Source organism: Cytobacillus oceanisediminis 2691 (genome assembly GCF_000294775.2).
In the GTDB taxonomy this organism is placed as follows: Bacteria; Bacillota; Bacilli; order Bacillales; family Cytobacillaceae; genus Cytobacillus; species Cytobacillus pseudoceanisediminis.
Genome location: NZ_CP015506.1, coordinates 3,412,855 through 3,436,195, shown reverse-complemented (window position 1 = coordinate 3,436,195; position 23,341 = coordinate 3,412,855). Strand labels below are relative to the sequence as shown.

Below are 23,341 nucleotides of genomic sequence, written 5' to 3'. Positions count from 1 at the left end.
ATAAGGGGTTAGCCTTATATTGTATAAGGAGCATAAAAGAATGAGGAGAATGGGACGATCCTATAACTGGATAAAAATGAATCCGGCACAAATGCTTTCGGTCGGTTTCTTAATCTTAATTGGTGTAGGCACACTGCTGCTGATGCTGCCTTTTGCTACGAAAGACAGACATCATTTATCGTTTATCGATGCACTTTTTGAGGCGACTTCTGCTGTATGTGTAACAGGTCTCGTGGTAGTGGATACCCAAACCACATTTACTGTTTTTGGCCAGATTGTACTGATGGTCCTCATACAGATTGGCGGCCTTGGATTTATGACATTTGGGGTTCTCATAGCTATCATGCTTGGAAAGAACATTGGTTTGAAAGGAAGGCTGATGATCCAGGAATCTTTAAATCAGCTTTCGATTGAAGGGATGGTCAGGCTGGTTAAATTCGTTGTCGGCTTTACATTAATCGCTGAAATGATCGGTGCATTGATATTGGCTATTCGCTGGTCGTCCGATTTTGGCTTTCCCCGCTCATTGTATTATGGCATTTTCCATTCGGTTTCTGCCTTTAATAATGCCGGATTCGATATAATGGGCCAATTCAGGAGCGTTACTGAATATGCTGGTGATTTTACTGTCATCATGACACTCAGCTTCCTGTTAATAATCGGAGGTATCGGCTATATCGTTGTACTTGATGTAAAAAGAAACAAGAGTTTGAAAAAGCTCTCTTTGCATACAAAATTGGTCCTCCTGATGACGCTGATTCTTAACATTCTCGGAACAGTATTTATCTTTGCGCTTGAATATGATAATCCTGGGACACTTGCCAATTTGCCTTTAAAAGATAAACTATTGGGGGCTTTTTTTCATGGTGTGGTCCCGAGAACGGCTGGATTTAATTCTTTGAATACTGGCGAATTAACTTTAGGTTCGCAGCTGGTAACAATGCTGCTCATGTTCATTGGAGGGGGATCAGGAGGTACCGCCGGCGGCATTAAAGTCACTACCTTTGTCTTGATTTTTCTTGCAGTCAGAGCGCTGATAAAGGAAGAAGATGAAGTGAGCCTGATGGGAAGGCGAATTCCAAAGGATCTTATTGTCAGAGCTTTTACAATAACCGTCTATTCAATAGGATTCATCTTCTTTATCTTATTTATTTTATCCATAACAGAAAATGCTCCATTGAACGTCCTTTTATTCGAGGTGATATCCGCTTTTGGCACGGTAGGCATGTCGATGGGGCTCACACCTGAATTAAGTGCAACAGGAAAAGGGGTAATTGCATTTATGATGTTTGCAGGAAGAGTAGGGCCAATCACAATCGCTTTTGCACTTGCCCGAAGAAAAGGAAAGGCCAAATATAAATTTGCAGAAGAGAAAATCATGATTGGATAAGTGAAGGAAAGTTATCTGGTGTATAGGACAGAATAATTTAGTTTCAATAAAATTTTCCACCATAAATAGGATAGGGGATTTTAAATGAAAACCAGATTTAATGACTATATAAGCATTAAGATCCATCAAATAGACCTGACCTTAACAAGCTATATTAAGACTAAATTAGCCCACTTAAATATTGCCCCGGAGCAGAACCTGATTCTAATGCTTCTCTGGGAAGAAGACGGATTAAGCCAAAATGAAATCGCCAGGCGGCTGGATAAAGATAAATCTAACATTGCCAGAATGCTGAGCAGTCTTGAAAAGAAAGGCTTTATCAAAAAAAGCATGAATAAAGAGGACAGCAGATCTCTGAATGTTTATCTAACCGAAAACGGCAAAAATCTCAGTGAACATGTATATCCCATCACAGAGGAGTTTCACTCGATCGTCACATCGGGTATTACGAAGGAAGAGCTGAGAATTGTTGACGATGTTTTAATGAAAATGAGAAGAAATATGGAGGGTAATTAGCGGTGCAGGATGGAGTGGGATGCTCTATCCTGTTTTTTTTGTGAAGGTCCTGAAGCCCAAAATGAGAACAGCGCTGAGAAACAGTCGCCATGAAGGCTCCATGAAGCCGAAAAGTCGTGAAGCGAGAAGAAAACAGTCGCCATGAAAGCTTCATGAAGCCGAAAAGTCGTGGAGCGAGAAGAAAACGATCGCCATGAGGCAGTCATGAAGCCGAAAAAGAGAGCAGCGGTAAGAAAACGGTCGCCATGAGGCAGTCATGAAGCCGAAAATGGGAGCAGCGCCGAGAAAACTGTTGCCATGAATCTATAAGAATTTAAAACGGCACTCTAAAGAGAATCAGTTTATATGCAAATTTGAACTATCTGAGTTACCAGGTAAATCGATTCAGTTCATTCATTAATAATAGTATAATAAAATACATATATTTCTATATCTGGCTAACGGATGTTTTCATTGAGTCATACAGGGGGAAGATGATGACGAAGATTATGCAGATATCAGATGAACTAAAGGATTGGATTGTGGGTGCGCTAAAAAGTGATGTGAGTCCGATTGCGCTTGCGAACGCTTTGATTAAGAAGGGTTTCGATAACCGGTTTGCATATGAGACTTTATTTAAAATTGTTGGAAATGAAGCAATTAAGACGACAGAAGGGCAGCAGATTCGATATACTTATGAAGTCCCCGAAATAGGCAGGAAGGGGAATATCCTTCATACGAGTGATAAGGACGTAATAGTGCTTTCCAGAAATGAAAAGCCATTTGTGCTCCATTTGGATCAGGTGCTCAGCTCAGAAGAATGTGATGAGCTTATCAGTCTTTCAAGGAGCCGGCTGCAGCCATCCCTGGTGGTGGATAGGGGTTCTGGAGAAGAACGGGCGGGTTCAGGAAGGACAAGCAAGAGCATGGCTTTCCGGCTTAAAGAAAATGAACTGGTCGAAAGAATCGAAACGAGGATTGCTGAATTGACCGGTTATCCTGCAGAAAATGGTGAAGGCCTTCAGATCTTAAACTATGGATTGGGTGAAGAATATAAGCCTCACTTTGATTTCTTTCCCCCCCACATGGCGGATGCCAGCAAAGGCGGACAGAGGGTTGGAACGTTCCTCATCTATTTGAATGATGTGGAGGATGGCGGTGAAACGGTCTTTTCTAAAGCTGGACTTTCATTTGTTCCCAAAAAGGGAGCGGCCATTTACTTCCATTATGGCAATGCTCAGGGTCAGCTGGACCGATTGTCAGTCCATAGCAGTGTGCCTGTAAGAAAGGGAGAAAAATGGGCTGCTACCAAATGGATTAGGGAAAGCAATATATATTGCCATTAGAGTTTTTAAAGAATAATCAGAAGGAAGTTTGATCAGGTGAAACTCATCAACAAACTATTCTCAAAGCAAAAAACGGCTTCGATTGAATTTTGTCAGCGGAATCTGGATGAATTTTTAAAAGAAGAGAGTTTGGCTGCATTTAATCAATTTCTGAGCCAGAAGAATATTAACTATAAAGAATACGAATGCCAGAGCAGATGCAAAGAATGCAGGCAATCACCTTATGCCCTGGTGGACGGGAAGCTGATTGCAGCGGAGAATTCGGATGAATTATTGATAAAATTGAAAGAAGAAGTAAAGAAATAAAAGGAATCGGAGCAATCCGATTCCTTTTTTCATACTCTTTTTTTTGATGTACATTGAGAATGTGAATGTGCAAATTAATCTAGTATTGATCCTGAAATAGCATCTCCCAATTCATATAAAAGAGAAGGAGGATTATTGCTCCTTCCCTGCACCAAGATCTTCTGCCAATTCCATAATCGCTTTATTGATTCTCCAGACGAAATAAAGGTGATGAATCAAATCACGCTGGGATTGCTGCCTTGCTGGTGCCAATCGTTCAATTTGTTCCCTTTCATTTTCAAGACTATACACAAGCATGCCGTCTCCGCTATCTTTAATCAAATCCATTAATGTCTCAATATTTAATTCAAGCTTTTCTTCAATCCTTATGAAAACATCGACCAGCTCATCGGGATAGTCGAATCCTTTTCGGTAGGAGGAAGCCACAAGGTGTCTTGCATAATAGTTGATGGCTGAAAATAGTGTAATCCATCTGTTAACGTCAGCATGGCGCGGGGATCCGGGTTTTTTTATCAGAGATTGTGCTTCAACGTTTATGGTTTTAAGTTTTTGATCCAATAAGAAGCCTTTGCCTGAAAGCTCCTTAACGTTCACATCTTCCCGGAAGCTTCTCACATACTCAGTGACATACGGTTTCAGTTCTTGTAAGTAGTCATTTAAGGTATCCGCCACTTTTTCCTTCGTTTTCTTTGGGAAAATAAATAAGGAAACTCCGAATGCAATGCCGGCACCGGCAATTGTATCGATTACCCTTGCACTGATAAGGGAAAATGTAATTCCTCCAAGTAAAAGGTCATACATAAAAGCAACCAGCATCGTTATAAACATGCTCATTAACGTATAGGAGACCTCAAACAAATAAAAGGCGAAAAAAACCGCTGCAAAAATCAGCGTTATTTCAAGGACGGAATGGCCGCTGACCACTCTTGCAAGTGTAAATCCAATTACTGCTCCAATAATTGTTCCAACCGACCGCTGAAAACCTTTCGTATAAATGCGCCCGATCGATTCGGTACCGAGCAAAACAATAAAAGCTGTTAAAAGAACCCAATAAGGCTGGTCAGGCGAAAGAATCTGGCCGGCAATGATGGAAATGATTGCAGCAGTCAATGCCTGAAAAGCTTTTTTGGTGGAAGGTTTGATGCCCTTATCTTCTTCAGATGGTTCATCTTCACTTTCGCCTTCAGCTGCCTCTTCAGATAATTTAATCTCATTGTCTTTCATTTTATGAAGTGCCTGCTGTATGGTTATGCCGCCCTCGATGACATGGTTCGCAATGGACTCGATCCGCCTGATCAGAAACAGCCATCCTGCAGGTTTGTCTTCCCGGCTGAACAAATCAATAATAAGCAGGCGGAGGGCCTGTACAGCAAGCTCTGCTTCACGCAGATTTTGTTCTTCATATTGTTGGGCAAGAACTTCAGCATCGCGAAGAGAACGGGTTACCCAAACCAGGAGTTTTCTCAGCTCATCAATTTCAAGGGCATTTGCTTTTTTTAAGCTTCTAATTGAGTCTGTCAGTGTTTCAATCAGCATACCTGCATCAAAAATATATAACCTTAGCTGAGTAGAGGTCAGCCCAGGCCATAATTTTTGAACATCTTCATCATTTATATACTCCGAAACCATGACAGCATAATCCCTGAGCTTCAGCACGTTTCTTCCCAATTCCTCCCGCTGCTGAGGAGTCATTTCCTTGGCTTGCATCCCCTCAATTAAGAGATTGAACGTAAAATTACTTTGGAAATGAAAGGAGCGAATGCTTCTTTTCAGGTTTTTCGCGGTGTCCTGAAAAAGGATGAAATTGAACAGGAAAGCATACGCGATCCCAATCCAAATGCCGAAGTAGAAGGATGGAAGCTGACTGCCTGATAGTTTTAAAATAGACGCGAAATAAAGTGTCATGAATGCAATCATGCATAGAGAAAAATACCGCACTCCAAAGCGGGTCAAATAAAAGCTTAAGAAGATTAACAGAACCATTGCAATATCGATAAAGACCGTGCTTTCCGCCAATAGGGAACCGATCGATACCCCTGCCATGGCTGAAAGTCCAAGCAGGCCAGTTGTGAGCATTTTACCTTTTTTGGAGTCATCCATGACAATCATGATGCCAAGCATGCCTGCCATTCCGGACACTATCGCCGGAGTGAGAGCGGCATCAGCATCAGCACCAGCCAATTGCATGATGAACAAAGTCGTAAAGACTGAAGCCATTAAACTTAAAGTGGCCCGTCCTGCTTTTTGAAATCGGATAAGCCCGGGATCGGATGCCAGCAAACGTCCGAGCCACCGGTGTTTTATAGGAAACTGCTTCATTGTTTCACCAATCTTTTCAGAGAGTTAAAGATTATTTTACCACTCGTACTTTTATTATCCAAATGAACCAGCTTGAGATTTTGTGCTTTACAGGTTTAAAAACAGAACAAATGTTCTATAATAGGGGATGGAGGGATTTACTATGCCGCTAAAAGACAGAGGGAAAATAAAATGGCAGCCAGCCCACTTCATGCCGGAACACCGGGCGATGCTAAGAAAATTGGAAACTGAACAAATGGCACAAGACAAGCCGCTTATAGATGAATATGAATTGGAGGACTATGAAAACAAAATTCACTATGCAATGGAATATGCCTTCTTTCTAATAGTAAAAGTCTGGCGGGAGGGATTATTCCACGAATATACAGGGAGGGTAAACAGGCTGGACGGCATCGGCAGAAAAATTTATCTGGAATTGGAAGATGGGTTTCTTGAGAAGGTCATGTTTGATGAAATAGCTTCGGTTGAAGTGAAAGAATAGTGCAGCGAGACATAATTCAATTTTTGCAGAAAAGTTAAAGCTTTACCATACCCATTATTTGCAATTTTTAGATATAATAGAAAGAAAGCGGTGATCGGAGGTACATATGAGCACGGACTTAGAAAAAGCGATTGTACTTCGCAATCTCGGTAAATACAAAGATTCCAGCCTTCTGCTTGTGAAATTGGCTGAAGAGTATCCCTTAAACCCAGTGATTCATTATCATTGTGCCTGGAGTTTTGACGTTCTAGGGGAGGAATCGAAAGCTGTTTCTCATTATGAAAAAGCGATCGAACTTGGGCTGCCTGAATCTGATCTGCCAGGTGCCATTTTGGGTCTTGGGAGCACATACCGGACTCTTGGGGAATATGAAAAATCAAAGATGGTGTTCGAGAAAGGAATCTCCCAGTTTCCGGCTAATCGTGCAATCCAGGTGTTTTATTCCATGACGCTCCATAATTTAGGCCAGCACAGCGAGGCAATGGAGATGCTCCTAAAGTGTGTGGCCGAAACTTCTGATGACCCGGAAGTTTTGCAATATAAAAAAGCAATTACTTTTTATGCAGACAAACTTGATGAAATATTTGATAAAGATTAGAAAAAGGATTTCCCAAAATACATGATATGACGGCGGAGAATAATTCAAACATCTCTGATTTATTAGAGGTAATTTTAATGAATATGGTTAATTGCTATAATAGATGATCTTAAAAGGTCAGACGGCGGCCGTATCCTTTATCCATTCGATGAAAGAGACTGCTATCTTCAAAATGCAGTCTCTTATATATCTGCAGGTGCCAAAAGCGGAAAATGACCGTAGTTTCCTCCAATTTGATAAGTGGAAGAGTATGAAAAGAAGGTTTCCAAGGTTATTTCTCAACATGGCCGGAATTTTCTATGTGCTTATGATAACAGCAGTACCCTTTGAATTAAAGAATAATTAATACGCTGCCATGATGTGCTTATTACAGATAAAGAATATAAATTTTTGCAAAACTAAAGTGTTTGCTATATTAGGAGAAGCCGATGGAAAAAATCACTTTTAATAATATCCATAAACCGGGACACACAGTACTGGAAAATGAACTTTTTATTCACAACCATAACCCTGACATGCTCCTTCAGTATGACAGCAACTTTATTGCTTTTAAAAGAATGCCTTCTGTTCAAGAGTTTGAGGAGGCACATCAATATTTAAGAACTTTTCATCAAAAATATGGCCAAAAGCATGTAAGATTTTATTTTCCTGATGACGAGGAGCTTACCGGAGAACTTCTGGCCAGCTTTGAGAAGGATGATGATTTTACGGTTGGTTATTTAGAGCTATTTGCGATTCATCCAGCTGATTTTCCTGAAGTTCAGGAAAAGGAAGAAATTACAGTCGAAAATGTTACGGATGAAACATGGAATGATTATCTGGAATTTCAGCATGAGCAGGATTCGGTTTACGGGATTAATTATGCCGAGAAAAAGAAAGATCAGCATTTAAGGAATTTTAACGATGAAAGGATTAAGCAGTTCATTGCATATTATAAAGGGAAAGCTGCCGGATCAGTAGATGTAATTATCAAGGAATACACAGCTGAAATTGATGGATTGATGGTCCATGAGGATTTTCAGAAAAAGGGCATCGGCAGGCGCCTGCAGAAATCGGTAATGGATCAGTTTAAGGATAAAACCATCATCCTTGTTGCAGATGGTGAAGATACTCCAAAGGAAATATACCGCAGGCAAAATTATCAGTATATTGGAAAGCAGTATAACCTTTTAAAAATATACGAATGAAGAGAAGCCTGGTTCTATAGAGAGCCAGGTCTTTTTGTTTAAATAGAACACTGTTTTATAAAGGGGAGTTCATCCTGGATTGATTTCATGGTGTAAAATCGGGATTTTGTCGAAAAACCTCGGGAAAAAATGAATAATACAATATTCTTAACGTAACAGTGTTATGTTACAATCATACCATCGGAAAGGAGACCTGGAATTGAGCGATGAATTAATTTCAAAAAAAGAAGTCCTTGATTTAACTGGAATTTCTTATGGGCAGCTTTATCGGTGGAAAAGGAAAAGCCTGATACCGGAGGATTGGTTTGTCAGAAAATCAACTTTTACAGGGCAGGAGACATTTTTCCCAAAGGAGAAAATTCTGGAGCGGGTCGATAAAATACAAAAGATGAAGGATAGCCTTTCACTGGATGAGCTGGCAGATTTGTTTTCATTGAATGCTTCAAATCTGAAGCTGACAAAGGAAAGCCTGATTGCTAAAGGGATAGCTTCTGAACCGGTTATGAATATCTTTCTCGAGACACAGGAAGAGCTTAACGAATTCAATTACCATGAGATTTTGAAGCTTTATATCCTTTCCATCCTGCTTGAATCCGGAGATATTCATATCGAGGAAGGGAAAATGCTTCTTCAGTTATTGAGTGATCATCAAAGTATCCTGCAGCAGCCAAAAGCTGTTATCTGCTTTATTCGCAAACTTGGAATGTCCAGCTGCCTGATTTCGGTAAACGGGGAACAAGTCCTGCTTGAAAAAGGAACAAAAGTGGCCGCCACTTTATCGTTAGAACATTGTGCAGAGGAATTAAAATCCAAATTGGTATAGGGGGAATTTTGCTGTGAATATGAAAACACTAGGGAACTTAATAATTAATGGAGTGGGATCGTCTAATGGAGGTTCTTTTGAAAAGGTTGGATTAAATGGCAAGGGAACGGTAAACAGTGATATTGAGTGCAAGAGATTCCATTGTAACGGTACGGCCACTATCCATGGAAACGTAAAAACTGAAAAGGGAAAGATCAGTGGTGCTGCAAAGATCCATGGAGCTGTTAAAGCTGAATCCTTTGTTATCAATGGCTCTGCCGACATTTCTGAAGCTGTCAGCTGTCAAAACCTTGAAGTCGCCGGAAGATCCACTATCGGAGGCTCTGTAAAATGCGAAGTAATCGTTGTGAATGGGAAAGTAACTATTGAAGGGGACTGTGAAGCGGAGGTCTTCCGTGCTGAAGGGACATTTTCAGTAGATGGTTTACTGAACGCAGAAACGATCGATATTAAGCTTTTTGGAGACAGTAAAGCGAAAGAAATCGGCGGCAGAAAAATTAAAGTGACACAGCATAGAGAAACCCTATTAAAATTAATCAAATCCATCTTTCCCTTGAAACTGGAGGCGGATTTAATAGAAGGCGATGACATCGAACTCGAAGGCACAGCAGCTCTTGTCGTAAGAGGGAAAAATGTAAAAATCGGCAAAAATTGCGAGATCGGACTTGTGGAATACTCTGGTGTTTATGAATGTGCAGCAGAAGCGGAAGTTAAAGAACTTCGCAAAATCTGATAAAAGGAGAGAGGTGCAGGGAAGCAGTTTTTTACATTTTCTTTCGGATAGTCAAATTTTATTTACAGATAAAATGTTATAAGCTGTTTTTATGACTGGATAACAGAAATTATTTGCGCACATTGCAGAAATGAAAATGTTATCCTAATAACTAACTTCGAAAAGCATAGTGTACAAAATAAGAAAAATATACTGTAGAAAAATAAAAAATAATTTTAATAATGTAAGCGCTTTAAAGGGTTGAAGTTTTCAGAAGACTTTGATAAGATTTAAAAAACCGAAAAGGCTATGTGTAACTGGCGAGACGCGGATCACCGCGAGGGAGCACATAGTGTCGAAGCCGTTCGCCTGGGCAGAGGTAAGGGATTCTACCCTTGCCTCTTTCTGTTTTAAAATCTGACAAAGTTAGTTGAAAAGGGGAGAATCCAGTGAGTACCATGACTTTAGACAGAGTGAAGACGATTAAAACGCTGAATGCGATTGCGCCAAGCGGTCTTGAGGTGTTTAACAAGGATCAATTTACAATCGATAATGAAAGCGGCAATCCGGATGCGATTGTCCTTCGGAGCTTTAATATGCATTCAATGGAATTGGGCGATCGATTAAAAGCAATTGCCCGTGCAGGCGCGGGTGTGAATAATATCCCGGTTGAGAAATGCACTGAACAGGGCATTGTTGTTTTTAATACACCTGGTGCCAATGCGAATGCAGTAAAAGAAATGGTGCTTACTTCCTTAATGGCTTCATCCCGCAATCTCTTTGCCGGCATCTCCTGGACCAAAACGCTGAAAGATGAAGGAGACCAAATTCCTAAGCTTGTAGAAGCAGGGAAAAAGCAATTTGTCGGAAAAGAAATTAAGGGGAAAACTCTCGGTGTGATCGGATTGGGGGCAATCGGGGCCCTTGTGGCCAATGATGCACTTGAACTTGATATGGATGTCGTAGGCTTTGACCCATTCATTTCGGTTGACACTGCCTGGAACTTGTCCCGTAATGTTCAGCGCGCCATGACCATTGAGCAGGTGTTTGCAGAATCTGACTATATCACTGTACATGTTCCATTAACCGATGATACAAGGGAAATGTTCAATGAAGATACATTCAGCATGATGAAGAATGGTGTTCATATTCTGAATTTCTCACGCGGGGAGCTAGTGAATGAATCAGATATGGCAGCCGCCCTTGAAAGCGGAAAAGTGGGCAAGTATATTACAGATTTCCCAAATGAAAATATCCTGAAAATGAAAAACGCAGTGGCAATTCCGCACCTTGGCGCTTCAACAAAAGAATCTGAGGAAAACTGCGCTGTCATGGCAGCACGACAGGTGAAGCACTTCCTTGAAACAGGCAATGTCAAAAACTCAGTTAACTTCCCAAATGCTGCTCTTCCTTACACAGGCAAGCGGCGTGTCACTGCTTTTCATAAAAACATTCCTAATATGGTCGGCCAAATCACACTTGCTATTTCAAGCTACCAGCTGAATATTGCGGACATGGTGAACCGCAGCCGCGGTGAATATGCGTATACCATGATCGATATCGATAATAAAGTTAATGGTGATGTCATCCCTGGACTGCTTGAACAGATTAATCAAATTGAAGGCATTATCAAGTCACGAATTATATAAAAATACAGCCTCAATTCCGCAGGGATTGGGGCTTTTTTTAACTGCACGAAGGAATGAAATCAAAAAAGGTATATGACAAGTATAAAATCAGCTATCCTTAGAATAAACTGATAAAAAATATTAATCACCCGTATCTTTTTGTTCTCTTATTCCGTTATAGAAGCAGAGATGTATTAAAGGAGTGAACAGGTTTATGAAGCAAGGGAAAGTTCAGGCTGAATCAAGGGATTCCATAAAGCAGAAGGAAAGCTGTATTGCAGATATCTATCCTTCACTGCAGCGTTATAGCCGGTTTCTTGCACAGAACCGCTGGGACGGGGACGATCTGGCCCATGAGGCAATCATCCGCGCTTATAGAAGCTATTCGCCTGAGAAAATTAATCAGGCTCTTTTAAAGAAGATTGTCTATAATTGCTGGATTGACACTCTTAGAAACAGAAAGCGGGAAAAGCTTCAAGAGGCGCCGGAACGGGAGATGAAGGAGTTCAGCCCTGATGGCACAGAAGCAATCACCCATCTCCTCAATAGGCTGACATTAAAGCAGGCTGTAGTTTTCACGCTGAAGGAAGGGTTTCAATATCAAACAAAAGAGATTGCTGATATACTTCGGACCACTGAGTTTGCAGTGAAGTCCTCGCTGAACCGTGCACGGAAGCAGCTTCAGCACCCAGTGGAAGATGAGGCTGAGGATTCTTTTGCAAATGAGGAAGAAGAAAAGTTATTTCAGCTGCTGCAGCAATCAGTGGCAGCGGAAGACCCGTCCATCCTGATAAAAACCATACCTTTTCTGCGATCCCTTGAAAGTCATGCCCAGAAGCCTGTACTGCGCGTTCCATCTTCTTCTAATACTCTCTGTATGGCGGCATAGATCCGCAATGAACAGGAGGGATACAGGTGACAGCAATACCATATGTCATTGAGCAGTCCAGCAAGGGAGAACGTTCTTATGATATTTATTCACGGCTGTTGAAAGACAGGATTATCATGATAGGAGAAGAGATTAATGATGTGGTTGCCAATAGTGTGATTGCCCAGCTGCTATTTCTTGCAGCTGAATCTCCTGAAAAGGATATCTCCCTTTATATTAATAGTCCAGGCGGTTCGACAACCGCAGGGTTTGCCATCTTTGACACGATTCAATATATAAAGCCTGATGTGAGAACGATTTGTACAGGAATGGCCGCATCATTTGGTGCGATGCTTCTTCTGGCAGGAAAAAAAGGAAAACGCTACAGCCTTCCGAACAGTGAAATCATGATTCATCAGCCTATTGGCGGAGCAAGAGGCCAGGCGACCGAAATCGAGATATCTGCAAAACGGATCATAAAGCTTAGGGAGCATATTAATGGAATTATTGCTGAACGAACTGGCCAGCCTATAGAAAAAGTAGCACGGGACACGGACCGCGATTATTTCATGACTGCCGAAGAAGCAAAGGAATACGGGATTATCGATGAAATTATCTATAAAAGCTAGAAAAAAAGAAAAAGCAGCCGATGAAGGCTGCTTTTTTCAGTTTGATCATTTTTCCTCGGAGTAGTACTCATCAATTGCCCGAAGCCAGTTGACGCGTGCAATGTGTCCGGCTTTTTCTCTGTCTTTTTGTTCAAAAGCTTTTAATATATCTTCATGTTCTTCTATTGAACGTTCTTTCAAAATAATTGTTTTATTGTAGTAAAGCCGCATGACATGAGCCTGAAGCATGGAAGCTGTATTCGAGATATAAGGATTCTGAGCAAGATCTATAATAATATTATGAAACTTCTCGTCCTGCTTCAAAGCTGTGAAGGTATCTCCTGCAATTAGAGCTTTAGCGAATTTATGATTAATATCCCTGAGTATATTAATCGTTTCCTGGCTGATAACAGGAGCAGCCAATTCTGCAGCAAGTGCCTGCAATACGCCTAAAGGGGGCAGGATTTTACTAATATCCTCAGGATTAACTGAAGTGACCTGCGTTCCAACTCCGGGAAACATTTCGACGAACCCCTGAACATTCAGCAGCTGAAGAGCTTCCCTGATGGGAGTTCGGCTGACGCCTAATGCTTTTGCTAGATCGGCATCATTCAATTTTTCTTTCGGCTGGAGTGTGCCGTCAATGATCCACTCCTGGATTTGGGAGAAGGCGCGATCCTTGGCTGACACACGGGTAGGCGATGAATAATTGGAGGGTATCGGCATAGCTGTAACCACCTTTTCATTTCATGCAATTTATCTGTGAAATTATAGTTATTTCCAATAGATTATAAATTTAGTATATAGAAGTATCTTGAAAAATTCAATATATCGCATGATTCGACAAAAAGTTTTGTGCGATATATTGCATAAGTATTTTGGATATGTTATCTTGAGTTATGCAATATATTACTAGCGTACAAAAATAATAATGTTACAGCGCAATAATTTTTCGGAAAATTTAAATTTAACAAAATAAGTAAATCTTTTAAGACAGACAGATTAATAGGAGGAATTGAAATGACAAGCAAAATACCACTCTCATATATTGTAACAGTTGGTTTTATGCTCTTTGCCTTGTTTTTTGGGGCAGGAAACTTAATTTTCCCTGCGATGCTTGGCCAATCGGCAGGAACGAATGTATGGTCAGCGAACGCTGGCTTCATCATCACAGGTGTAGGTTTGCCTCTTCTTGGTATACTGGCATTGGGCTTCTCGGGAAAAAGTGATCTGCAATCACTGGCGAGCCGCGTCAATCCATTGTTCGGACTAGCCTTCACAGTGGCCCTGTACTTATCAATTGGTCCGCTTTTTGCCATTCCGAGAACAGCTACAGTGTCTTACGAAATTGGAATTAAGCCATATCTATCCGAAGGAAGCGGTTCAATCGGCTTAATCGTATGTTCAGTTATTTTCTTTGGAATTACCGCATTTTTCTCTTTAAATTCTTCAAAGATTGTTGATATCGTGGGGAAATATTTAACACCAATTCTTCTAATTGTAATCGCAGTTTTAATCGGTGCTGCATTTTTCAATCCAATGGGGGCATTCCAGGCTCCGACTGAAGCTTATATAAATGGTGCGTTCTTTAAAGGGTTCCAGGAAGGCTACCTGACAATGGATGCACTGGCAGCATTTGTATTCGGTATTATCGTTGTAAATGCTGTGAAGGAAAAAGGCGCAGTAACTAAAAAGGATATCATGTTATCCATTGCGAAAGCAGGTGTGATTGCTTCTGGTCTATTAGCAGTCATTTATACATCGCTTTCCTTTATTGGGGCTTCAAGTGTCAGCGGTCTAGGAACATTGGATAATGGCGGTGCGGTTCTATCTGGTGCATCTTCCCATTACTTTGGCTCATTTGGTGCGCTGCTATTAAGTGTCATTGTTTTTGGAGCATGTTTGACAACCAGCATCGGTTTAATTACAGCTTGTTCTTCATACTTCAATAAACTGATGCCAAGAGTTTCTTACAAAATGTTCGTGATTGTTTTATCTTTATTCAGCGCAGTTTTTGCCAACTTTGGCTTAAGCCAGCTTATCGCCATTTCCGTGCCTGTCTTGGTGGGAATCTATCCATTGGCTATTGCACTGATGGCTCTTACTTTCCTGCACCCAATCTTTAAAGGCAAGAAAGAAGTTTATCAGGGAAGCATGCTTTTCACATTTGTGGTAAGTTTGTTTGATGGTTTGAATGCAGCAGGCATTTCGTTTGCGCCAATCAATGACCTATTCGGTGCGATCCTTCCTTTATATGATGTTGGGTTAGGCTGGATTGTCCCTGCTATCGCGGGCGGTCTGATCGGTCTCGTTGCTTCTGCCATAAAGAATGACAGCCAATCACCTTCGGCTGAAGCAAAAAAAGCAGCATAATGATCGCAGCCTCCAGTTTAATACTGGAGGTTTTTTTATGGATGAATATAGTGGAATTACGAATATTAAATAGTTAATATGAACTAAATGTTCGTATTTTAGTTGAAAACCCACGTGCTATTTGTTATATTGTCATTGTAATCTTACAAATTTCATCACTCGTATATGCTCGGTAATATGGTCTGAGTGTTTCTACCTGGTTCCCAATGAAAGAACCGGACTACGGGTTAAAGTATAGAAAAGGCTGCATTCTTTATGTCAGCTGCTTTAACTCTATGGTCTGGAAGGTAGATCTCATTCTGCTTTTACAGGCCTTTTTCTATGGTTAGAACTTCGGGTGTATCAGACAACAAGAAAAGGGGAGAACGTACAATGAAAAAGAAATTAGCTTCACTCGCTGCGATTGCAGCACTGTCTGCAGCAATGCTTGCAGGATGCTCTTCGGCTGCAAAATTAGAAACCGAGGCTGAAGGTGCCCAAAAGCCAATTCTTATCCAAGGGCCAATGCCGATCGAGGCCGAAAAGTTTGCTGAGCGATTAGATAAAGTTAAAGTAGAAAAATCAGGGAACTTTGTTTTTTATAAAGGAAAGCTGGACAAGTACCCAGTCATCGTTGCTAAAACCGGAAAAGGCATGGAAAATACGGCGGCTGCCACAGCAATAGCCATCGAAAAGTATGATCCAGCCGCAATCATCAATCAGGGGACTTCAGGCGGCCATGACCCAAGCCTGAATGTGTATGATATCGTTTTAGGAGAAAGAACAGTCAATATCGGATCATTGAAGACTGGTCATTTGGAAGAAGGGGAAGGGATTGAACCAACCAATTGGATCCCGATGGACCTGATGGCTTCTGAGGGAAGTGCCGGTGAAGACCCTGATGCAGAAAAGATTCGTTATTATGAGGGAAATGAAGACCTTCTTGCTGCTGCCAAAGCAGTAAAAGATAAGCACAAGAAGGGCAAAGTAGTCGAGGGGACAATCGGTTCAGCGGACCTATGGAATAATGAAGTTGACCGCATCAAATGGTTTCATGAAAACTACGGAACATCGGTTGAAGAAATGGAAGGCGCAGCAGCAGCGCAGATTGCCGGAGCATACGATGTTCCATTCCTGGGAATTCGTATTCTTTCTAATAACAAAACAAACGGAGGCCAATACGACCCCAACACTGCTGCTGCAAACCAGGATTACGTATATGAAGTCGTAAAACAGTATATTTCAGAGATAAAAGGAAAGTAAATTGGCTATTTACTTATTAGGACAGGAGAAGGACGAATCCGAGAGCATGAGTCCGAAGTCGGAACACCTTCGGACAGAATTAAGCAAGAATCCGAGGAATTGAGTCCGAAGTCGAGGCACCTTCGGACAGAAGAAGCAAGAACCCGAGGGAATGAGTCCGAACACGGCCCCCTTCGGACAGGATAAGGATAATTCCGAGGAGTTGAGTCCGAAGTCGGAGCATCTTCGGACAGAAAAAGCAAGAATCCGAGAGAATGAGTCCGAAGTCGGAGCACCTTCGGACAGAAGAAGCAAGAATCCGAGAGAATGAGTCCGAACACGGCCCCCCTTCGGACAGAAGAAGCAAGAATCCGAGGGAATGAGTCCGAACACGGCCCCCCTTCGGACAGAAGAAGCAAGAATCCGAGGGAATGAGTCCGAACACGGCCCACCTTCGGACAGAAGAAGAAAGATTCTGAGAGGATGAGTCCGAACTCGCTCGCCAGTCAAAATAGGAATAAACACGATCAAAGAGATAACACAAAAAAGAGTCTTCCAAATAGGGAAGACTCTTTTTTGATATTCATATATAAATTAAGCCTATAACCAGTTCTGCGACCATTTTTCTATTTCCTTCATCAGCGGCTCCATGGCCAGGCCTTTTTCTGTCAGGGAATATTCGATTCTAACAGGAGTTTCAGGGTAAACCTCGCGTTTTACGACCCCCTCATTCTCCAGGTCCTTTAACCGGTCTGAAAGAACTTTGCCGCTTATCCCGATAGAGGATTCTATACTGCAGAACCGCTGCGGCCCGTTAAGCAATTGATAAATGATCAATCCGGTCCAGCGCTGGCTCAATATGCCAATGGCTTTTTCAAATCTTGGACAAATTAGCGACTTTTCCATAATAATCACTCCTTGTTTCTTATTATAGTCATAAACTAGAAATAATTAAATCACTTTTTATAAAATGATTACTTGACGAAAATAAATATCAATATTATACTAACTTACATAAAGTAAGTAACTAACATATGATTCAAGGAGGAAAACATGAACAAAAACGAATTAGGTCATTTCATTCTGCGTGTGATTTTAGGATTTATTTTCTTTATTCATGGATTTTCAAAATTTCAGGGAGGAATAAGCAATACTGCCGGTTTCTTCGATAGTATCGGTATTCCTGGTTTTATGGCTTATGCCGTTGCTGTAATCGAGCTGGCAGGAGGCATAGCGCTTATTTTGGGCATTGGTACAAAAATGGTTTCTGTACTATTTGCTTTCATCATGCTGGGAGCTATCTTTACTGCTAAGCTGCCCGCTGGCCTGCTTGGGAACGGCCAAATGACAGGATATGAATTAGATTTAATCTTGCTTGCTGCATCGATCTATTTTGTATTAGCAAAGGAATCACCACTGTCTCTTGGGAGCAAATTAACACAATCAAAGGCAAACTAATGAGAGGAGAAATTTACATGAACTTTCATCAAAAACCGATTATCTTTGTAGCTCAGGTCAATCTGAAAGTACAGGATCTGGAACGGTCACTGGCCTTCTATCAAGAAGCAATTGGCTTTAAAGTGTTAACAAAGACTGACAGAACTGCCCAGCTTACTGCAGATGGCAATAGCACCTTACTGACCATCGAACAGCCGGAAAATGTTGAACCTGCATTGGGAAGAACAACAGGTTTGTATCATTTCGCCCTGCTCCTCCCAAAGCGTTCTGATTTGGCTAAGATCGTGCGTCATTTCGTCGAGATTGGGCTGCAATTTGGATCTTCCGACCATCTGGTCAGCGAAGCGCTCTATCTCTCGGATCCTGATGGCAATGGGATAGAAATCTATACTGACCGTAACCCTTCCGAATGGACATGGAAAAACGGGGAAGTAAATATGACTGTTGATCCCCTGGACTTCCCTGATCTGCTGTCAATTGGGCAGCAGCAGTCCTGGAGAGGACTGCCCGGCGGTACGGTCATGGGGCATATCCATTTGCATGTGGCTGAACTGGCGGATACCGAAACGTTTTACACAGAGGGGCTGGGATTTGAAGCAGTCTGCCGATATGGCAAACAGGCACTTTTCATTTCGAGCGGAAAATATCACCACCATATTGGTTTGAATACATGGAATGGAGTAGGAGCCCCGCAGCCTTCATCGAATAGTGTCGGGCTTCAATCCTTCAAACTCATTTTTGAAAATGAAGCAGCCAGGGATCAGGCCGTGGGAAATTTGAAAAAGATAGGTGCGGCTGCAGCAGTTGAAAATAATCAGGTGATTACCGAAGACCCTTCGGGGAATCGAATTGTTTTAGGATTTTAAATTGTCATCAGGTGGTGTGAGTAATGGGTTTTTTAAATCAATTATTTGGAAGAAAATCTAAGGAGGAACAAAAAATGAACGCGAAATTAAACATTGGGATTATCTTAGGAAGCACACGTCAGGGGAGAGTTAGCCCTCAGGTCGGATCATGGGTTAAAGAAATTGCCGATAAACGCGGGGATGCCAATTATGAGATTATAGATATCGCTGATTTCAAATTGCCATTCTTAGGTGAAGCGGATTCACCGGGAATTGCTGCATGGAATGAGAAGCTTAACAGTCTGGATGGATTTATATTCATCGTTCAAGAATACAACCACAGTATTACAGGGGCATTAAAGAATGCACTTGATCTAGCTCGTGAACCTTGGAACAATAAAGCTGCAGGAATTGTAAGCTATGGCTCAACCGGCGGTGCGAGAGCTGCTGAACATCTGCGCGGAATCATGGGTGAATTGATGATAGCTGATGTGCGCGTGCATCCAACATTGTCATTATTTACTGATTTTGAAAATGGCACAGTATTTAAACCTCAAGATCTTCATCTCGATAATGTGAACGCAATGATTGACCAGGTGATATCCTGGAGCGGTGCATTAAAAACCATTAGATAGAGATTATAAGCAGAACCTTCGAGGTTCTGCTTTTTTAATCTTATTCTGAATAGCGGTTTTTAGGAAGGATCAAAAGGAAATAACTAAAGAAACAAGAGAAAATGGAAGGGGTGATCATGATGTGGAATGCTGCACTATGGGGAGGGGTCTCTGGATCAGCTGTCCTTTTAGGCGCATTGGCAGCCATGTATTTGCCCATCCAAAACAAAATGATTGGTTACATTATGGCATTTGGAACAGGTGTCCTGATTGGTGCTGCTTCATATGAGCTTCTTGGGGAGTCAGTCCATAACGGCGGCTTACTGCCGACAGGCATTGGATTTGTGGCTGGAGCCATTGTCTTTACCCTGTTTGATATCATGATTTCAAACAGGGGAGCTAAGAACCGGAAAAGATCCGGCCATAAAGCAGCAGCCAGCAGCGGAATAGTCCTTTTTGCGGGGACCATCATGGATGCCATACCAGAATCAATCATGATCGGGACAAGTCTGCTTGAAGGAGGTAAGGTGAGTTTTCTATTGGTGACAGCCATTTTTATCAGCAACTTTCCAGAAGGCCTTTCCAGTACCTCGGGAATGAAAAAGAGCGGCTATTCAAAAAAGAAAATGATCCTCCTTTGGAGTTCGGTATTTGTCATTGCGGGAATTGCTTCGATGGCTGGATACATATTTTTGGATGGAGCTTCAATAGAGGTCATATCAGGAATTGCAGGATTTGCCGGTGGTGCAATTATTGCCATGGTTGCTTCCACGATGATGCCTGAAGCCTTTGAGGACAGTGGTCCGATGACCGGATTCATTGCAGCTATCGGTTTGCTGGCTTCATTGGTGCTTGATCATTTTTCTTGAAATTTTCCAGAAAACAACACCTATATCATGAATGTTTGACACCTTATGTGGAAAAGACAAAACAGAGGTGTTATTCATGAAGATTAGAAATATTGTAAAGGAACAGCAGGAAGATGTGCATATTGAGATAGGCGCCTACGAAATGATCATTGAAAAGCGATATAGGGTAGTATCATTTATTAATGATCTGCTTCTGGGTGTTTTATATTTTATCGGAAGTATATTATTTTTAACAGATGTCAGCCAGGCGGTTTCGATATCGTTTTTCCTTGCAGGAAGCATTATGATGATCATCAGGGCAGGCTTGAATATATTGAAGGACCTTCATGTTAAAAAGATAACAGGAACAAAGAGAGAGTAAATCCATTTGAACATGAATTGGGTTTTACGGAAGGGCGAAACGGCAATACTAGCGACATAGCGAAAACCAGCTAAAAAATAAAAGTTTTTAAAGGAGAATGGCGATGACTGAAGAAACAGAAAAGGTAAGCAAAGGAAAAAAAGCGGATGTCGGCGATACGATCAGCATTTTAAGCGGTTCTGAAAAAGGAAAAAAAGGCAGGGTAATCGTGGTACGGGATAACTCAGTCATTGTTGAGCTTGGAATTAATCCGAAAAAGGATGAGCCCATAAAAACGGTGATCAGCCACAAGCGCTATAAAGTCGTTAAATAAAAAGGGAGTGTTAAAGATGAAATCTGAGCCAAAAAGAACATCTGCGTCCATACCTCCTGACGTCCGTGAAAAGATTATTCAATCGGACAAGGATGAGAAAGCAAAGCGGCAAACAAAACGGCCGCAGTAAATGATATCCATGACAGCCCAACACGCTGTCATGGGTTTTTCTGTTGGCTGAAGGGAGTGGAGTGGAAGGTGCTAATAGGACATGTTAAAGAGATTGTCCGCTATCCGGTGAAAAGCTTTTACGGGGAAAGTGTGGAAAAAACAAAAGTAATGAATTATGGCCTGTATGGGGATCGCAGCCATGCCTACCTGGATGAATCAAGGCCGGGGAAGTATTTGACGATTACTCAGTTTCCGGAAATGGTCATGTATAAAGCAGGGTTTATGGGAGAGGAAAATGAGAACATGTTTCCTCCAGTAAGAATTACTACTCCGGACGGCAGACGGATTCCCTGGGATAATAAAGAATTGCTAAAAGAAATGGAAGAGCATTCTTCCAGAAAAATCACTCCAGTGAAATATAGTCCTGCCCATGTACCTGATGGGGCAATTGAAGAAGAAAATATTCTATTAGTGACAGACGCGTCTTTGCAAAGAATGAAGGAGCTGTGGGGCAAGGATAAGCTGGACTTCCAGCGGTTTCGCCCGAATTTAGTCATTTCCCTATTAAGAGATGAACCTTTTATTGAGGAAAGCTGGTTTGGGAAGACAATGAAGATTGGCAGCGTTGAGATTCAAGTTAAGCGGCATTGCGAACGGTGTATGATTATTACAGTAGATCCAGAGAGCGGAAAGAGGGATCCCAGTTTGCATAAAAAGGTTATCAGTGAAAGGGATAATCACTTCGGTGTGTATTCCTCAGTCAGGAAAACAGGTGAAATTTCGGCAGGGGATGAGGTTTATCTTTTTGATTAAGTACATGTAAACTGGAAGCAATAAATGTTTCCGGGAATGAAAATATGTACGGGCTGGTTTTGCAGAAATTGGCGGAGGCTATTTAATTTGGGAATGGATATGGGAAGTAAGCTTATTCCTGGTGAATCGGCAAAGCGGGTTCATCTTTGGCATCATAAGGCGATTCCTGGCCTTCCCGTTTTTTGGAAGAGTGTATGCCGCATGTAATGGGGTTTTTATAGTTCTATCCATCCTCAGGGGTAGGGGCATAGACAAGAAGGCACCGGATCTATATGACTGGAATGGTGCATTAGTTTGTCTGGCGGTGGCTTCCATGAACCTCTTCGCACCGAATCATCAAGGCTATTTTTTATACCTTTTTATTTTAAATGACAGGGTAGTATTGCTTATATGTGGGTTGACAATAGAAAGGAGGCCTCATCCCTATCACTGGCAATCGCAGACTCTGAGCATTTGAATTATACATAATCTTCACTTTTTCATCTGACTGGCTGACTAATAAAAATTTTACTTCCGGTGAGTAATAAAACGGCTCCATATCCTTCTCCTCCTCGGCATCTCTCCATTCACTTTATGCACTTCTGCCCGGTTTGATGCAAATTCCCGTATATCGGGAGAACAAATTGGGCATTTTCCGCATATTTTAGTCGGGAGTGGAATATTAGGAGGGTTTCTATGCCTGATCGGAAAAAAGAATATCCCATGCACCCTAATTATGGGAAAATAACCCGTTATGAAGAAGTGGCGATTACAGTACCGGAGCAGCGGCAATTTCGGCAGCCGGGGACAGAAGGACTAATGGTTCCGAGACCAATCATTGAGAATCCCAATTATATTGGTACAGGCAAACTTGCGGGAAAAGTGGCGCTCATCACGGGAGGAGATAGCGGCATTGGTGCTGCGGCGGCAATAGCTTTTGCAAAAGAAGGGGCAAATGTAGCAATTTCGTATTTGGATGAACATGAGGATGCGAATCGGACTAAATCAAGAATCGAAGAAATCGGGCAAAGCTGCTTATTGCTTCCGGGAGATGTGAGGGAAAAAGAGCATTGCGCCGACATTGTGGAAAAAACAATTCAAACCTTCGGGCAACTGGATATCCTTTGCAATCATGTCGGAATTCAGTTCCAGCAATTAAGCCTGCTCGATATTACGGATGAACAATTCGATGATACCTTTAAAGTGAATGTTTATTCTCATTTTTACACAACGCGGGCAGCTCTCAGATACTTAAAAGCCGGAAGTTCAATTATAAATACATCATCAGTAGTCGCATACTATGGGAATGAGCAATTAATCGACTATTCCGCGACAAAAGCAGCTAATGTTGGCTTTACCAGGGCACTTGCCAATAATTTGGCAGCAAAGGGGATTCGCGTAAACGCAGTGGCTCCAGGCCGTTTCTGGACGCCGCTTATTCCGTCCAGTTTCTCCGCGGACGAGGTCACATTAGCCGGCAACCCGATGGACCGGCAGGGACAGCCATTTGAGCTTGCGCCAACTTTTGTATACCTTGCATCAGATGATTCAAGATTTGTAACCGGGCAAACCCTACATGTTAATGGAGGACAGATTACATCCTCATAAAATGGGCCATTCCCC

At 41.8% G+C, this 23,341-nt stretch carries 26 protein-coding genes, 1 pseudogene and 2 riboswitches; of the genes and pseudogenes, 24 read left to right on the top strand and 3 right to left on the bottom strand.

Features of this window, described 5'->3' with window-relative positions; all coding sequences use genetic code 11:
- Positions 1-19: 19 nt before the first annotated feature.
- The 4 genes from A361_RS17255 (at position 20) to A361_RS17240 (ending at position 3,537) form a co-directional block, all read left to right on the top strand.
- A complete protein-coding gene (locus A361_RS17255) occupies positions 20-1,390 on the top strand; it encodes a TrkH family potassium uptake protein (protein ID WP_226280747.1) in 1,371 nt (456 codons plus the stop codon).
- Positions 1,391-1,474: 84 nt separating this feature from the next.
- Complete coding sequence (locus tag A361_RS17250; RefSeq protein WP_009333665.1) at positions 1,475-1,906, top strand: MarR family winged helix-turn-helix transcriptional regulator; 432 nt, start codon at positions 1,475-1,477, stop codon at positions 1,904-1,906.
- 473 nt (positions 1,907-2,379) lie between these two features.
- On the top strand, positions 2,380-3,231 hold the full coding sequence (locus tag A361_RS17245) for a 2OG-Fe(II) oxygenase (protein ID WP_051005570.1): 852 nt from the start codon (positions 2,380-2,382) through the stop codon (positions 3,229-3,231).
- 36 nt (positions 3,232-3,267) lie between these two features.
- Positions 3,268-3,537: a DUF1450 domain-containing protein gene (locus A361_RS17240; protein ID WP_009333667.1), complete on the top strand. Its 270-nt coding sequence runs from the start codon at positions 3,268-3,270 to the stop codon at positions 3,535-3,537.
- A 132-nt stretch (positions 3,538-3,669) separates the two neighbouring features.
- On the opposite strand, the gene A361_RS17235 is transcribed toward A361_RS17240, so the two are convergent.
- On the bottom strand, positions 3,670-5,856 hold the full coding sequence (locus tag A361_RS17235; RefSeq protein WP_051005571.1) for an FUSC family protein: 2,187 nt from the start codon (positions 5,854-5,856) through the stop codon (positions 3,670-3,672).
- Positions 5,857-5,998: 142 nt separating this feature from the next.
- On the opposite strand from A361_RS17235, the gene A361_RS17230 reads away from it, so the two are divergent.
- The 9 genes from A361_RS17230 (at position 5,999) to clpP (ending at position 12,782) form a co-directional block, all read left to right on the top strand.
- Complete coding sequence (locus tag A361_RS17230) at positions 5,999-6,337, top strand: YolD-like family protein (protein WP_019382671.1); 339 nt, start codon at positions 5,999-6,001, stop codon at positions 6,335-6,337.
- Positions 6,338-6,443: 106 nt separating this feature from the next.
- Positions 6,444-6,935 (top strand): tetratricopeptide repeat protein, encoded by a 492-nt coding sequence (locus A361_RS17225; protein WP_019382672.1) that lies wholly within the window; start codon positions 6,444-6,446, stop codon positions 6,933-6,935.
- Positions 6,936-7,038: 103 nt separating this feature from the next.
- On the top strand, positions 7,039-7,281 hold the full coding sequence (locus tag A361_RS30275) for a hypothetical protein (protein WP_019382673.1): 243 nt from the start codon (positions 7,039-7,041) through the stop codon (positions 7,279-7,281).
- An 82-nt stretch (positions 7,282-7,363) separates the two neighbouring features.
- Positions 7,364-8,122, top strand: coding sequence for a GNAT family N-acetyltransferase (locus A361_RS17215; RefSeq protein ID WP_019382674.1), 759 nt, complete (start codon positions 7,364-7,366; stop codon positions 8,120-8,122).
- Between the two features lie 199 nt (positions 8,123-8,321).
- Positions 8,322-8,945, top strand: a complete 624-nt coding sequence (locus A361_RS17210) for a YhbD family protein (protein WP_009333673.1) — start codon at positions 8,322-8,324, stop codon at positions 8,943-8,945.
- 19 nt (positions 8,946-8,964) lie between these two features.
- A complete protein-coding gene (locus tag A361_RS17205; protein WP_026041778.1) occupies positions 8,965-9,678 on the top strand; it encodes a polymer-forming cytoskeletal protein in 714 nt (237 codons plus the stop codon).
- A gap of 282 nt (positions 9,679-9,960) precedes the next feature.
- Positions 9,961-10,039, top strand: a riboswitch (ZMP/ZTP riboswitch).
- A 67-nt stretch (positions 10,040-10,106) separates the two neighbouring features.
- Positions 10,107-11,306 (top strand): phosphoglycerate dehydrogenase, encoded by a 1,200-nt coding sequence (locus A361_RS17200; RefSeq protein WP_019382676.1) that lies wholly within the window; start codon positions 10,107-10,109, stop codon positions 11,304-11,306.
- 193 nt (positions 11,307-11,499) lie between these two features.
- Positions 11,500-12,174 (top strand): sigma-70 family RNA polymerase sigma factor, encoded by a 675-nt coding sequence (locus A361_RS17195; RefSeq protein WP_019382677.1) that lies wholly within the window; start codon positions 11,500-11,502, stop codon positions 12,172-12,174.
- 26 nt (positions 12,175-12,200) lie between these two features.
- Complete coding sequence (clpP, locus tag A361_RS17190; protein ID WP_019382678.1) at positions 12,201-12,782, top strand: ATP-dependent Clp endopeptidase proteolytic subunit ClpP; 582 nt, start codon at positions 12,201-12,203, stop codon at positions 12,780-12,782.
- Positions 12,783-12,827: 45 nt separating this feature from the next.
- On the opposite strand, the gene A361_RS17185 is transcribed toward clpP, so the two are convergent.
- A complete protein-coding gene (locus A361_RS17185) occupies positions 12,828-13,487 on the bottom strand; it encodes a GntR family transcriptional regulator (RefSeq protein WP_009333678.1) in 660 nt (219 codons plus the stop codon).
- A gap of 294 nt (positions 13,488-13,781) precedes the next feature.
- Between A361_RS17185 and brnQ the strand changes: the two genes are divergently transcribed.
- Positions 13,782-15,134: a branched-chain amino acid transport system II carrier protein gene (brnQ, locus tag A361_RS17180; protein WP_009333679.1), complete on the top strand. Its 1,353-nt coding sequence runs from the start codon at positions 13,782-13,784 to the stop codon at positions 15,132-15,134.
- 139 nt (positions 15,135-15,273) lie between these two features.
- A riboswitch (purine riboswitch) is annotated at positions 15,274-15,377 on the top strand.
- Positions 15,378-15,506: 129 nt separating this feature from the next.
- Positions 15,507-16,376 carry a 5'-methylthioadenosine/S-adenosylhomocysteine nucleosidase gene (locus A361_RS17175; protein ID WP_009333680.1) on the top strand — a complete coding sequence of 290 codons (870 nt, stop codon included), beginning with the start codon at positions 15,507-15,509 and terminating at the stop codon, positions 16,374-16,376.
- Positions 16,377-16,955: 579 nt separating this feature from the next.
- On the opposite strand, the gene A361_RS17170 is transcribed toward A361_RS17175, so the two are convergent.
- A complete protein-coding gene (locus A361_RS17170) occupies positions 16,956-17,261 on the bottom strand; it encodes a winged helix-turn-helix transcriptional regulator (protein ID WP_019382679.1) in 306 nt (101 codons plus the stop codon).
- A gap of 147 nt (positions 17,262-17,408) precedes the next feature.
- Between A361_RS17170 and A361_RS17165 the strand changes: the two genes are divergently transcribed.
- The 9 genes and pseudogenes from A361_RS17165 (at position 17,409) to A361_RS17130 (ending at position 23,326) form a co-directional block, all read left to right on the top strand.
- Complete coding sequence (locus tag A361_RS17165) at positions 17,409-17,813, top strand: DoxX family protein (RefSeq protein WP_019382680.1); 405 nt, start codon at positions 17,409-17,411, stop codon at positions 17,811-17,813.
- Positions 17,814-17,830: 17 nt separating this feature from the next.
- Positions 17,831-18,679 carry a VOC family protein gene (locus tag A361_RS17160; protein ID WP_019382681.1) on the top strand — a complete coding sequence of 283 codons (849 nt, stop codon included), beginning with the start codon at positions 17,831-17,833 and terminating at the stop codon, positions 18,677-18,679.
- Between the two features lie 23 nt (positions 18,680-18,702).
- On the top strand, positions 18,703-19,293 hold the full coding sequence (locus A361_RS17155; protein ID WP_019382682.1) for an NADPH-dependent FMN reductase: 591 nt from the start codon (positions 18,703-18,705) through the stop codon (positions 19,291-19,293).
- Between the two features lie 119 nt (positions 19,294-19,412).
- On the top strand, positions 19,413-20,141 hold the full coding sequence (locus tag A361_RS17150; protein ID WP_019382683.1) for a ZIP family metal transporter: 729 nt from the start codon (positions 19,413-19,415) through the stop codon (positions 20,139-20,141).
- 76 nt (positions 20,142-20,217) lie between these two features.
- Positions 20,218-20,502 (top strand): YrhK family protein, encoded by a 285-nt coding sequence (locus A361_RS17145; protein WP_019382684.1) that lies wholly within the window; start codon positions 20,218-20,220, stop codon positions 20,500-20,502.
- 103 nt (positions 20,503-20,605) lie between these two features.
- Positions 20,606-20,815 (top strand): DUF2187 family protein, encoded by a 210-nt coding sequence (locus A361_RS17140; RefSeq protein ID WP_009333687.1) that lies wholly within the window; start codon positions 20,606-20,608, stop codon positions 20,813-20,815.
- A gap of 198 nt (positions 20,816-21,013) precedes the next feature.
- The gene (locus A361_RS17135; protein WP_019382686.1) at positions 21,014-21,739 is read left to right on the top strand and encodes an MOSC domain-containing protein; all 726 of its coding nucleotides are present in this window, start codon (positions 21,014-21,016) and stop codon (positions 21,737-21,739) included.
- Positions 21,740-21,794: 55 nt separating this feature from the next.
- A pseudogene (locus A361_RS29490) lies at positions 21,795-22,196 on the top strand (hypothetical protein); the annotation flags it as partial.
- A gap of 218 nt (positions 22,197-22,414) precedes the next feature.
- Positions 22,415-23,326 (top strand): SDR family oxidoreductase, encoded by a 912-nt coding sequence (locus A361_RS17130; RefSeq protein ID WP_009333691.1) that lies wholly within the window; start codon positions 22,415-22,417, stop codon positions 23,324-23,326.
- The last annotated feature ends 15 nt before the right edge of the window (positions 23,327-23,341 follow it).